This window comes from Kitasatospora sp. NPDC008050 (assembly GCF_042957465.1).
Classification (GTDB): domain Bacteria; phylum Actinomycetota; class Actinomycetes; order Streptomycetales; family Streptomycetaceae; genus Kitasatospora.
In genome coordinates, this window is record NZ_JBIBIJ010000045.1 from 1 (window position 1) to 14053 (window position 14053).

2 protein-coding genes are annotated in these 14053 nt (G+C 74.6%); both read right to left on the bottom strand.

The genetic code is table 11. The annotated features are described in order from the left end of the window. The coding region (locus ACFZB9_RS36690) for a type I polyketide synthase (RefSeq protein ID WP_391454476.1) at nt 1–10325 on the bottom strand (10325 nt) is incomplete at its 3' end. Between the two features lie 24 nt (nt 10326–10349). Continuing rightward, a partial coding sequence (locus ACFZB9_RS36695) for an SDR family NAD(P)-dependent oxidoreductase (RefSeq protein ID WP_391454479.1) occupies nt 10350–14053 on the bottom strand: 3704 nt, incomplete at its 5' end.

The window sequence follows — 14053 nt, forward strand, 5'->3', positions numbered from 1 at the left end:
TGCAGAGCCACCAACGACGACGAACACGCCGTATCCACCGTCACCGCCGGCCCCTCCAGACCGAACGTGTAGGACAACCGCCCCGACACCACACTGGCGGCATTGCCGGTGCCGAGGAACCCGGCAAGGTCCTGGGCGCCGTCCATCGCCAGCTGGAGGTAGTCCTGGCCGTTGGTGCCGACATAGACGCCGGTCCGGCTGCCGCGCAGCACGGCCGGGTCGATGCCCGCCCGCTCGAAGGCCTCCCAGGAGGTCTCCAGCAGCAGCCGCTGCTGCGGGTCCATCGCCAACGCCTCACGCGGCGAGATCCCGAAGAACGTCGGGTCGAACTCGGCCACGCCCTGGAGGAAACCGGCGCTGCGAGTGTGCGAGACGTGCGCGTCGTCGGAGTCGGTGCCGAAGAGCGAGGCGAGGTCCCAGCCACGATCGGTCGGGAACCCGGAGATCGCATCATGCCCCGAGACGAGCAACTCCCACAGCTCCTCGGGCGACGCGATACCACCCGGGAACCGGCAGCTCATCGCCACGATCGCAATCGGCTCATCGTCAACCGCGCCCGCCGCAACCACCGCCGGGGCGGCCCGGGTGCCGCCGAGCAGCTCGGTGTGCAGGTAGTCGGCCAGCGCGGCCGTGGTCGGGTAGTCGAAGACCAGGGTGCTGGGCAGGCTCAGGCCGGTCACGGTGCCCAGCAGATTGCGGAACTCGACGGCGGTCAGCGAGTCGAAGCCGAGTTCGCGGAACGCCTTGCCGACCTCCACGGAGTCCGGCTTGGCGTAGCCGAGCACGGCGGCCACGTTGCCCCGCACCACGTCGAGCAGCGCGCGCTCCTGCTCGGCCGGGGCGAGACCGGCCAGGCGCTGCGCCAGGGTGCCGGTGACGGGGTCGGCGCCGGCCACCGAGGTGGCCTGCTCGATCGCCGCACGGGCCTCGGGCAGTTCGTCGAGGAGGCGGGTGGGCCGGGCCGCGACGAAGGACGGCGTGAACCGCGCCCAGTCCAGGTCGGCAGCGGCCACCGCGACATCCCTGGTGGCGAGCGCACGGTGCAGGAAGGCGAGGGCCAACTCCGGGGCCATGGTGCGCAGGCCACCACGGCGCAGGCGCTCGGCGAGTGCCTCGTCATCGGCCATGCCGCCCTGGGCCCACGGGCCCCAGGCGATCGAGGTGGCGGGCAGGCCGTCGGCCCGGCGCTGCTCGGCCAGCGCGTCCAAGTAGGCGTTGGCGGCCGCATAGTTGGCCTGCCCGGCGCTGCCGATGACGCCCGCGATCGAGGAGAAGAGTACGAACGCGCTGAGATCGCCGGTGAGTTCATGCAGGTTGCGGGCGGCGTCGACCTTCGGCCGGGCCACAGCGGCGAACCGCTCGGCGCTCAGGCCGTCGAGCACCCCGTCGTCGAGCACGCCCGCGGTGTGGAAGACGGCGCAGACCGGGTGCGCCGCCAACAGCTCGGCCAGCGCCGCGCGGTCGGCCACATCGCACGCCACAACGATCGCCTCGGCACCCAACGCGCCCAGCTCGGCGACCAGTTCGGCTGAACCGGGAGCGTCCGGGCCGCGCCGGCTGGTGAGCACGAGCTGCTCGGCGCCGTTGCAGGCCAGCCAGCGCGCCACCTCGGCACCCAGCGCACCCGTGCCGCCGGTCACCAGGATGGTGCCCGACGGCTGCCAGCCCAGCGCCTCGCCGGGCGCCGAGCGCACCAGGCGGCGGGCGAAGACGCCCGAGGTGCGCACCGCGAGTTGGTCCTCGCCGCCCGCCCCGCCCAGGGCACCGAGCAGGCGGCCCAGCACGCGGTCGTCCGCGATCTGCGGCAGGTCGATCAGACCGCCCCAGCGCTCGGGATGTTCCAGCGCCGCCACCCGGCCCAGGCCCCAGAGTTGGGCCTGCGCGGGGTTCGCCAGCCGTTCGGCCACCGCGATCGAGACGGCGCCGCGCGTCATGCACCACAGCGGCGCGGCGACCCCGGCATCGCCCAGGGCCTGGATCAGCGCCAGCGTCCCGGCGACGGCCGTCTCCTCGTCCAGTGCGAGCAGCGACAGCACGCCGGTCAGCGCGTCGGCGGCCGCCGACTGCCGCAGTCGATCGGCGAGACCGGCGCGGTCGGCGTCCGCCACCGCGATGTCGATCCGGTGCACCTCGACGCCCCGGTCGACCAGCAGGTGCAGCGTGTCCAGCACCACGGCGTCCTCGGCCCTGCCGACCGGCACCACCACCAGCCAGCGACCCGCCGGTGCGGCGCCGCCGCCGTCGGCGACCAGCCGCCAACTGGCCTGGTAGCGCCAGCCGTCCACGAGGGAACGGTCGCGGTGCCGGCGGCGCCAGGTGGACAGGGCGGGCAGCAGGGTCCCCAGCGGGCCTTCGCTGCGGGCCTCGACATCGAGCGTCGCCGCGAGCGTGTCCAGGTCCCCGCGCTCCACCGCCTGCCAGAACTCCTCGTCCGCCGGGTCGGCGGCCGGGCTGCCGACGGCCGGCGCCGCGGACTCCAGCCAGTACCAGGCCTGTTGGAAGGCGTAGGTGGGCAGGTCGACCCGGTGGGCGTCCCGGCCGGCGAAGAAGGCCGACCAGTCCACGGCCACACCACGGGTGTGCAGCTGGGCGAGGGCGCCGGTGAGGGTGCGGACCTCCGGGCGGTCGGCGCGGAGCACCGGCGTGAAGGCGGTCTGCTCGGCGGTGGCGCTCTCCTGGCCCATCGCGCTGAGCACACCGTCGGGGCCCAACTCGACGAAGGTACGGACGCCGCCCTGCTCCAGGGTCTCGATGGCCTCGGCGAAGCGGACGGCCTCACGGACGTGGCGCACCCAGTAGTCGACCGTGGTCGGGTCGGCCGACTGGTCGAGCGTGGAGACGATCGGGATCTTCGGGGCGTGGAAGGTCAACTCCGAGGCGATCGCGTGGAACTCGGCTAGCATCGGCTCCATCAGCGGCGAGTGGAACGCGTGGCTGACGGTCAGGCGCTTCGTCTTGCGGTCCAGCTGCTCCGCGACCTCCAGGACCGCCTGCTCGGTGCCCGAAAGCACCACGGCCAAAGGCCCGTTGACAGCCGCGATACCGATGTCGGAGCGGCCGGCGAGCAGCGGCAGCACCTCCGCCTCGCTCGCCTGGACGGCCACCATCGCGCCCCCGGCGGGCAGCGCCTGCATCAGGCGACCGCGTGCCGCCACCAGCCGGGCCGCGTCGGCGAGGGAGAGCACGCCCGCGACGTGCGCGGCCGCCAGCTCACCGATCGAGTGACCGGCCAGGAAGTCCGGGCGGACACCCCAGGACTCGACGAGCCGGAACAGCGCCACCTCCAGCGCGAAGAGCGCCGGCTGGGTGTAGGCCGTCTCGTCGAGCAGCGCCCCCGCGTCCTTCAGCGGCGTCTCCAGGTACCGGTCCAGCTCCGCGCAGGCCGCGTCATAGGAAGCCGCGAACACCGGGAACGCGGCGTACAGTTCGGTGCCCATGCCGAGCCGCTGGCTGCCCTGACCGGTGAACAGGAACGCGAGCTTGCCCGGCATCACCGTGCCGCGGACCGCACCGGCGGCCGGCTCCCCCGCGACCAGCATGCCCAGTGCGCGCAGGAGTTCATCGCGGTCCTCGGCGACCAGCGCCGCGCGGTGTTCCAGGGCGGCCCGGGTGGTGGCCAAGGAGTAGGCCACATCGGCGGGTTCGGCTGCCGGCCGGTGCACCAGGAAGGCGCGCAGCCGCTCGGCCTGGGCGCGCAGCGCGTCGCCGCTCTTCGCCGACAGCAGCCACGGCAGCACGGGCGTGCGCACCGGTTCGGCGGCGGCCGGGGTGTGCGCGGTGGTGGCCGGGGCCTGTTCGAGGATGGTGTGCGCGTTGGTGCCGCTGATCCCGAAGGAGGAGATCGCGGCGCGACGCGGCCGGTCGCGCCGCGGCCAGGGCCGTGCCTCGGTCAGCAGCTCGACCGCACCGGCAGCCCAGTCGACGGTGGGCGAGGGCTCGTCCACGTGCAGGGTGCGCGGCAGCACGCCATGGCGCATCGCCATCACCATCTTGATGATGCCCGCGACACCGGCGGCGGCCTGGGTGTGGCCGATGTTGGACTTGATCGAGCCGAGCCAGAGGGGCTCGTCCTGCGCGCGCTCGCGCCCGTAGGTGGCCAGCAGCGCCTGGGCCTCGATCGGGTCGCCCAGTGTGGTGCCGGTGCCGTGCGCCTCCACCGCGTCGACCTGGTCGGCGGTCAGCCCGGCCGCCGACAGGGCCTGGCGGATCACGCGCTGCTGCGAGGGCCCGTTGGGGGCCGTGAGACCGTTGCTGGCGCCGTCCTGGTTGACCGCCGAGCCGCGCACCACGGCGAGCACCGGGTGCCCGAGGCGCTGCGCGTCGGAGAGCCGCTCGACCAGGAGCATGCCCGCGCCCTCGCCCCAGCCCGTGCCGTCGGCGGCGGCGGCGAAGGACTTGCAGCGGCCGTCGGCCGCAAGGCCCCGCTGGCGGCTGAAGTCGACGAAGGTCTCGGGTGTGCCCATCACGGCCACGCCGCCGGCCAGCGCCATCGTGCACTCGCCGGTCCGCAACGCCTGGATCGCCCAGTGCAGGGCCACCAGCGAGGAGGAGCAGGCGGTGTCCACGGTGACCGCCGGGCCTTCGAGCCCGAAGGTGTAGGCGACACGCCCGGAGACGATGCTGCCGGAGTTGCCCGTGCCGAGGTATCCCTCGACGCCCTCGGGCAGTTCGCCGATACCCGAGGTGTAGTCGTGGTACATCAGCCCGGCGAAGACGCCGGTCCGGCTGCCGCGCAGGGTCGTCGGGTCGATGCCCGCGCGCTCGACGGCCTCCCAGGAGACTTCGAGGAGCAGGCGCTGCTGCGGGTCCATGGCGAGGGCCTCGCGCGGCGAGATGCCGAAGAACGCCGGGTCGAAGAGGCCCGCGTCGTGCAGGAAGCCGCCCTCGCGGGCGTAGCTGGTGCCCTGGTGGTCGGGGTCGGGGTGGTAGAGGCCGTCCAGGTCCCAGCCGCGGCCGGCCGGGAAGCCGGAGATCGCGTCCTCGCCGTCGAGGACCAGCCGCCAGAGGTCTTCCGGCGATTCGACGCCGCCCGGGTAGCGGCAGGCCATGCCGACGATCGCGATCGGGTCATCGGTGACGGCCGGGGCCGGACCGGTGACGGTCGCCGCCGACTCCTCGCCGAGCAACTCGGTGCGCAGGAAGGCGGCGAGAGCGAGCGGGCTCGGGTAGTCGAAGATCAGCGTGGCGGGCAGGCGAAGGCCGGTGACACCGTTCAGCTCGTTGCGCAGCTCGACGGCGGTCAGCGAGTCGAAGCCCAGCTCCTTGAACGCCCGGCCGCCCTCGACAGCGCTCGCGTCGGCGTAGCCGAGCACGGCCGCCACCCGGGCACGGACCAGCTCCAGCAGCGCGGCCTCGCGCTCACCGGCCGGCAGCGCGAGCAGGCGGGCGGTCAGCTCCGAGCCGCCGGCCGAGCCCGCGCGGGTGGCGCGGCGGGCGGGCGCCCGCAGCAGACCGCGCAGCAGCGGCGCGATCTCGGGGCCCGCGTCCTTGCGCAGCGCGGCGAGGTCCAGCCGCATCGGGAGCACGGTCGCGGTGTCGGCACCGAGGGCGGCGTCGAAGAGCGCCAGGCCCTCGGCGGCCGTCAGACCTCGCACGCCGGAGCGCGCCATCCGGTCGACGTCGCCGTCCCCGAGTGCGGCGGCCATCCCGGCGCCCTCGGCCCACAGCCCCCAGGCGAGCGAGGTGGCGGCGAGACCGGATGCGCGGCGCTGGGCGGCGAGCGCGTCCAGGAAGACGTTCGCGGCGGCGTAGTTGCCCTGTCCCGGGCCGCCGAAGGTGCCGGCGGCGGACGAGAAGAGGACGAACGCGCTGAGATTGTCGGTGAGTTCGTGCAGGTTGAGGGCCGCGTCCAGCTTCGGGCGCAGCACCGTGTCGAGCCGCTCGGGCGTGAGTGAGGAGACGATGCCGTCGTCCAGCACACCGGCGGTGTGCAGCACGGACGAGACCGGGTGCACCGCCAACAGGTCGGCCAACGCGTCACGGTCCGCCACATCGCAGGCGGCGACGATCGCGGTGGCGCCCGACTCGGCCAGCTCAGCCACCAGTTCGGCCGCGCCGGGCGCGTCAGCGCCACGACGGGAGACCAACAGCAGGCTGCGCACGCCGTGTTCGGCCACCAGGTGCCGGGCCACCAGACCGCCCAGGGTGCCCGAGGCGCCGGTCAGCAGGACCGTGCCGTCCGCCTCGAAGACCGGCAGCGGATCGACCGCCGCAGCCACCCGTGCCAGGCGAGGCACCCGCACGGTGCCCGCGCGGAGGGCGAGTTCCGGCTCATCGGTGGCCAGCGCGCCCGCCGGCAGCTCCGGGGAGGCCCCGTCGGCGGGGAGGTCGAGCAGGACGAACCGGTTCGGGTTCTCCGACTGCGCGGAGCGCACCAGGCCCCAGACGGGGGCCTGCGCAAGGTCGGTGAGGCCGCTCGCGTCGGCCGCCACCGCGCCCCGGGTGACCAGCACCAGGCGCGATTCGGCGAACCGCTCGTCCGCCAGCCACTCCCGCACCACCGCGAGCACACCGTGCAGCGCCTCGCGCACGACAGCCGCACTGACCTCGGCGGCCGGCGGGAGGGCGAGGAAGACCGCGTCGGGTACGGTCAGGCCACCGTCCACCGCCGCACCCAGCGCGGCGAGATCAGCAAAGACAGGCGCACCGAACACCTCGGCACCCAGCGCCACCCAGCGCCCGGGCGAGGCCGGCGACACCGTGAGCGGCTGCCACGCCACCTGGAAGAGCGAGTCGGTGAACCCGCCTCGGGTGGCCCGGACCTGCGCCTCGGAGACCTCGCGCAGCACCAGCGAGTCGACCGAGGCGACCGGTCGGCCGGTCTCATCGGCCAGCTCCAGCGTGATCGCGTCCGGCCCGGTGCGTGACAGGCGGGCGCGCAGCACGGTGGCACCCCAGGCGTGCAGGGTGACACCGCTCCAGGCGAACGGGATCCGGCCGCGGCCGGTGTCGTCCAGCAGGCTGCCCAGGCCCACCGCGTGCAGCGCGGCGTCCAGCAGCGCCGGGTGCAGGCCGAAGGCGGCGGCGCCGTCGCGGGCCTCCTCGGGCAGCGCCACCTCGGCGAACACCTCATCGGCCCGCCGCCAGGCGGCCCGCAGCCCTCGGAAGACCGGGCCATAGCCGAACCCGGCCGCGGTGAGGCGCTCGTAGAGGTCCGTGACGTCCACGGCCTGCGCACCGGGCGGCGGCCAGGCGGCGGACTCGGCCGGCGGCTCGGCGGCGCTGCCGGGGGCGAGCACACCGGTGGCATGCCGCGTCCACGGCTCTTCGGCCTCGGCGTCCTCCTGGCGCGAGTGCAGGCTCAGCGGGCGGCGACCCGACTCGTCCACCGCTCCCAGCGCCAGGCGCAGGTGGACACCGCCGTGCCCGCTCAGGACGAGCGGGGCCTCCAGGGTCAGCTCCTCCAGCACCGAGCAGCCCACCTGGTCGCCGGTGCGGATCGCCAGCTCCACGAACGCGGTGCCCGGCAGCAGGATCGAGCCCAGCACGGCGTGGTCGGCCAGCCACGGCTGGGTCCGAACAGAGAGCCGGCCGGTGAACACCAGGCCCTCCCAGTGCGGGAGTTCGATGCTCGCGCCGAGCAGCGGGTGCCCGGCGGCGACCAGCCCGAGCGAGGCGGGGTCACCCGTCGAGGTGCCGCCTTCGAGCCAGTAGCGCTGACGCTGGAAGGGGTAGGTGGGCAGGTCGATCCGGCGGGCACCGGTACGGGCGAAGACCGCCGTCCAGCCCACGGCCAGGCCGCGTGTGTGGAGCTGGGCGAGAGCGGCGGTGAGGGTGCGGGCCTCCGGGCGCCCGGCGCGCAGGGCGGGCACGAAGGCGGTGGACTCGGCGGTGGCGTTCTCCTGGCCCATCGCGCTGAGCACGCCGTCCGGGCCCAACTCGACGAAGGTGCGGACGCCTTCGCGCTCCAGGGTCGCGATGGCCTCGGCGAAGCGGACGGCCTCGCGGACGTGGCGCACCCAGTAGGCGGGGGTGGTGAGGTCTGCGGACTGGTCGAGCGTGGAGACGATCGGGATGGTCGGAGCGTGGAAGGTGAGTTCCGAGGCGATCGCGTGGAACTCGGCGAGCATCGGCTCCATCAGCGGGGAGTGGAACGCGTGGCTGACGGTCAGGCGCTTCGTCTTGCGGTCCAGCTGCCCGGCCACCTCCAGGACCGCCTGCTCGGTGCCCGAAAGCACCACGGCCAAAGGCCCGTTGACGGCGGCGATACCGACGTCCGTACGGTCGGCGAGCAGCGGCAGCACGTCCGCCTCGCTCGCCTGGACAGCCACCATCGCGCCCCCGGCGGGCAGCGCCTGCATCAGGCGGCCACGCGCGGCCACCAGCCGGGCCGCGTCGGTGAGCGAGAGCACGCCCGCGACGTGCGCGGCAGCCAGCTCACCGATCGAGTGCCCCGCCAGGAAGTCCGGGGTGAGGCCCCAGGATTCGACGAGGCGGAACAGTGCCACCTCGATCGCGAAGAGCGCGGGCTGGGTGCAGGCCGTCCGGTCGAGCTGGTCGGAGGCATCCTTGAGCGGGGTCTCCAGGTGCTGGTCCAGCTCGGCGCAGACCGCGTCGTAGGCCTCGGCGAACACCGGGAAGGCGTCGTACAGTTCCGCGCCCATCCCGGCGCGCTGACTGCCCTGACCGGCGAACAGGAACGCCGTGCGGCCCTCCACCACCGAGCCCGTGACGACCTGGGCCGCCGACTCCCCCGCCGCCAACGCGGCCAGCCCGCCCAGCAGTTCGTCCCGATCACCCGCCAGCACCACCGCGCGACGCTCCAGCGCCGCCCGGCCGGTCGCCAACGAGTGCGCCAGATCGAGCGGTTCGGCGTCCTCGGCCACCGGCAGCAGCCGCTCGGCCTGAGAGCGCAAGCCCTCCTCGTTCTTCGCGGAGAGGACCACGGGCAGTACCGAGGGCGCGGCGGTCACCTCGGTGACCGGCTCGGGTGCGAGCTCCGGCGCCTGCTCCAGGATGGTGTGCGCGTTGGTGCCGCTCACGCCGAACGCCGAGATGCCGACCCGGCGCGGCTCGCCGGTCCCCGGCCAGGCGGTGGCCTCGGTCAGCAGCGAGACCGCACCCGCTGACCAGTCCACGTGCGGCGAGGGCTCGTCCACGTGCAGGGTCGGCGGCAGCACGCCGTGCCGCATCGCCATGACCATCTTGATCACGCCCGCGACGCCGGCCGCCGCCTGAGTGTGCCCGATGTTCGACTTGAGCGAGCCCAGCCGCAACGGCCGGTCCGCGGGCCGGTCCTGGCCGTAGGTGGCGAGCAGCGCCTGCGCCTCGATCGGGTCGCCGAGGGTGGTGCCGGTGCCGTGTGCCTCCACCGCGTCGACCTGCTCGGGCTTCAGCCGCGCGTTCTCCAGCGCCTGGCGGATCACCCGCTGCTGCGAGGGGCCGTTCGGCGCCGTCAGACCGTTGGAGGCGCCGTCCTGGTTGACGGCCGAGCCGCGCACGATGGCCAGCACGGGGTGGCCGTTGCGCCGCGCGTCGGAGAGCCGCTCGACCAGCAGCATGCCGACGCCCTCGGACCAGCCGGTGCCGTCGGCCCCGGCGGCGAAGGCCTTGCAGCGCCCGTCGGCGGCCAGGCCGTGCTGGCGGCTGAACTCGACGAACACGTCCGGGGTGGCGAGGACCGTCACGCCGCCGGCCAGCGCCAGCGAGCACTCGCCGTTGCGCAGCGCCTGAACGGCCAGGTGCAGCGAGACCAGCGAGGAGGAGCAGGCGGTGTCGACCGTGACGGCCGGGCCCTCGAAACCGAAGGTGTAAGAGACCCGGCCGGAGACCACGGCGGCCGCGTTGCCGGTGAGCAGATAGCCCTCGACCCCGTCCGGCAGCTGGTCGGCCACGCCCGCGTAGCCGGAGGCGGAGGCGCCGACGAAGACGCCGGTCCGGCTGCCGCGCACCGTCCGCGGGTCGATGCCGGCCCGCTCGAAGGCCTCCCAGGAGGCCTCCAGCAGCAGCCGCTGCTGCGGGTCCATGGCCAGCGCCTCGCGCGGCGAGATGCCGAAGAACGCCGGGTCGAAGCGGTCGGCGCCGGCCAGGAATCCGCCGCCGCGGGCGTAGAAGGTGCCCTGGCGGTCGGGGTCCGCGTCGTACAGGTCGGCCAGCTGCCAGCCGCGGTCGGCCGGGAACTCGCCGATCGCGTCGACGCCTTCGGCGACCAGCCGCCACAGCGCCTCGGGTGATGCCACGCCGCCGGGGAACCGGCAGCTCATCGCGACGATCGCGATCGGCTCTTTCGCGGCCGCCATCAGCTGCTGGTTCTGCCGCCGCAGCCGCTCGGTCTCCTTGATGGAGGCCCGAAGCGCGGCAACGACTTTTTCGTTCGGCGTGGTCATCATGGGCTCCGCACTTCGGACGGGTCAGGAATCGTTGCTGTCGAGAGCGAGGTCGATCAGGCTGTCGAGGTCGAGCGAGTCGATCAGGTCCAGGTCGTCGCCGCCGTCCGGGACCGCGCTGTCGACGCCGGGATCGGCCAGCTTCAGCAGGGTCTCCAGCAGGCCGACCTCCCGGAACCGGGCCAGCGGGATGGCCGCGAGCGCCTGGCGCAGCTCGGCCTCCTCCGGGTCCAGGGCGGCATCCGCCTGGTCCGGGAAGAGCTCGTCGCGCAGGTGCCCGGCGAGGGCCGCCGGCGTCGCGTAGTCGAAGACCGCGCTGGCCGGGAGCTTGAGGCCGGTGGCCGTGTTGAGCGCGTTGCGCAGCTCGACCGCCGTCAGGGAGTCGAACCCGAGCGCCTGGAAGGCCCGGGCGGGGTCGACCGCGTGCGCCCCGGCGTACCCGAGCACGGTGGCCACCTCGCCGCGCACCAGTTCGAGTAGCGTGCGCTCGCGGTCGGCGCCGGTCATGGCGGCCAGCCTGGTCCGCAGTCCGGTCGCCCGGCCGCCCTCGGCCGGTACGGCGGTGGCCTGCTGGTCCGCCGGCACCTGCCGCACCTCGGCCAGTTCGCCCAGCAGCGGGCGCGGCCGGGCGGCGGTGAAGGTCGGCGCGAAGCGGGCCCAGTCGACGTCGGCGACGACGCCCGTGGCCGCACCGCTGCCCAGGGCGAGCTGCAGGCCGATCAGCGCCGCCACGGGGTCCATCACCGGCAGGCCGAAGCGGCGCAGGTGCTCCTCGGCAGCCTCGCCCGCCGCCATGCCGGCCTCGCCCCAGGGGCCCCAGGCCACCGAGGTGCCGGCGAGGCCGCGGGCCCGGCGGCTCTCCACCAGGGCGTCCAGGAAGGCGTTGGCGGCGGCGTAGGCTGCCTGGCCGCCGCTGCCCCAGACACCGGCGATCGAGGAGAAGGTGACGAAGGCGTCCAGCTCGGTGTCGCCGAGCAGCGCGTCCAGGTTCGCCGCGCCGGTCACCTTGGCGTCGATCACCCGGGCCAGGTCGGCGAGTTCGCTGTCCTTGAGGGCGGCGTCGGCCACCACGCCGGCCGCGTGCACGACCGCGCTCAGCGGCCGCTCCAGCGAGCCGAGCAGCCCGGCGAGCGCCGCGCGGTCGGCCACATCGCAAGCGGCGATGGTGACGGTGACACCCAGGCCGGTCAGCTCGTCGCGCAGTTCGGCCGCGCCGGGCGCCTGCGGGCCGCGCCGGCTGGTGAGCACCAGGTGCTCGGCGCCACCGCGGGCCAGCCAGCGGGCCACCTGCGCGCCCAGCGCACCCGTGCCGCCGGTGACCAGGACGGTGCCGGACGGCCGCCAGCCGGTGGCCTCGCTCCGCGGGGAGCGCACCAGACGGCGGGCGAGCAGGCCCGAGGCACGCAGGGCGACCTGGTCCTCCGTGCCGTCGCTCAGCGTCTCGGCCAGCCGGGCGAGCGCGCGCTCGTCCAGCGCTGCCGGGAGGTCGATCAGACCGCCCCAGCGGTCGGGGTGCTCCAGCGCCACCACCCGGCCCAGACCCCAGACCTGCGCCTGCACGGGGTTCGTCAGGCGGTCGGCGGGGCCGGTGGTGACGGCGCCGCGGGTCAGGCACCACAGGGGCGCCGTCAGCTCGGCGTCGCCCAGCGCCTGCACCAGCAGCGCGGTGGCCGCCAGGCCGGCCGGCAGCGCGGGGTGCGCGGGGTGCGGGACCTCGTCGAAGGCGAGCAGTGAGACCACGCCGGCCAGCGGGCCGGTCCCGGCGAGTTCGGTGCGCAGGCGGTCGGCCAGGGCGGCGCGGTCGGTGTCCGCTGCGCCGAGGGTGAGCTGCCGGGCCTCGGCGCCGTGCCCGAGCAGCGTGGCGAGGACCGCCGCGGCGGACTCGTCGGCGCCGGGCACGGTGGCGGCCGGGGTGACGCCCGGAGTGGCGGTCGAGGTGACGCCCGGGGTGACGGCCGGGGTGACGACCGGGGTGACGACCAGCCAGTTGCCGGTGAGCGCGGCAGCGGGCGAGCCGGTGACGGGATGCCAGTCGACCTGGTAGCGCCAGCCGGCCACGGCGGACCGGGCGCGGCTCTGCCGACGCCAGGTCGAGAGCGCGGGCAGCGCCGCGCTGAGCGGCTGGTCGCCGTCCAGGCCGAGGGTGGCGGTCAGCTCTTCGAGGTCCTCACGCTCGATGGTCTCCCAGAACCGGGCGTCCACCTCGTCCGGGGCACCGGCGGCGACCGGCGGGGCGTCGGCGGACGGACGCGGCCAGTAGCGTTCGCGTTGGAAGGCGTAGGTGGGCAGGTCGACCCGGCGGGCGCCGGTGTGGGCGAAGTAGGCGGCCCAGTCGACGGCGGCGCCGTTCGCGTGGACCCGGGCGAGCGCGGTGGTCAGCGTCCGGGCCTCGGAGCGGTCGGCGCGCAGGGTCGGCACGAAGTGCGCGTCCTCGGCACTGACGGTGTCCTGGGCGAGCGTGGTGAGGGTGGCGTCGGGGCCCAGCTCGACGAAGGTGCGCACACCTTCGCGCTCCAGGATCTCGATGGCGTCGGCGAAGCGGACGGCCTCGCGGACATGGCGCACCCAGTAGTCGGCGGTGGTGAGGTCCGCGGACCGGTCGAGCGTCGAGACGATCGGGATGGTGGGGGCGCTGAAGTTCAACTGCTGCGCGATGGCACGGAACTCGGCGAGCATCGGGTCCATCAGCGGGGAGTGGAACGCGTGGCTGACGGTCAGGCGCTTGGTCTTGCAGTCCAGCTGTTCCGCGACCTCAAGGACCGCCTGTTCGGCGCCCGAAAGAACCACGGAGGTAAGGCCGTTGACGGCGGCGATACCCACGTCCGACCGGCCTGCCAGCAGCGGCAGCACGTCCGCCTCGCTCACCTGGACGGCCACCATCGCGCCACCCGACGGCAGCGCCTGCATCAGGCGACCACGCGCGGCCACCAGCCGGGCGGCATCGGCGAGGGAGAGCACGCCCGCGACATGCGCGGCCGCCAGCTCACCGATCGAGTGCCCCGCCAGGAAGTCCGGCCGGACACCCCAGGACTCCAGCAGCCGGAACAGCGCCACCTGCAGCGCGAAGAGCGCCGGCTGCGTGTAGGCCGTCTCGTCGATCAGCGCGTCGGCCTCCTTCAGCGGCGTCTCCAGGTACTGGTCGAGTTCCGCGCAGACCGTGTCATAGGCCTCGGCGAACACCGGGTACGTCTTGTGCAACTCCGCTCCCATGCCCAGCCGCTGACTGCCCTGGCCGGTGAAGAGGAAGGCGAACCTGCCGCCCGTGGCCGAGCCCCGGACCACGGTCGCACCGGGCTCCCCCGAGACCAACCCCTCAAGACCCCCCAGGAACCCCTGCTCGTCGTCGGCCACCACGACGGCCCGGTGCTCCAGCGCGGCCCGGCCGGTCGCCAACGAGTAGGCCAGGTCCAGCAGCTCGGCCTGGCCGGGCTCGGTGCCGGCCCGGGAGAGCAGCCGCTCCGCCTGACCGCGCAGCGCCGGCTCGGTGCGCGCGGAGAGCAGCAGCGGCACGGTGGGGAGGGTGGTGGGTGCCGACACCGGCGCGGCCTCGGCCACGGCGGGTGCCTGCTCCAGGATGACGTGAGCGTTGGTACCGCTCAGCCCGAAGGACGAGACACCCGACCGACGCGGCCGCCCCGTCCGCGGCCACACCCGCTCCTCCACCAACAACTCCACCGCACCCGCCGACCAATCCACATGCGGCGACGGCTCATCGACATGCAACGTCC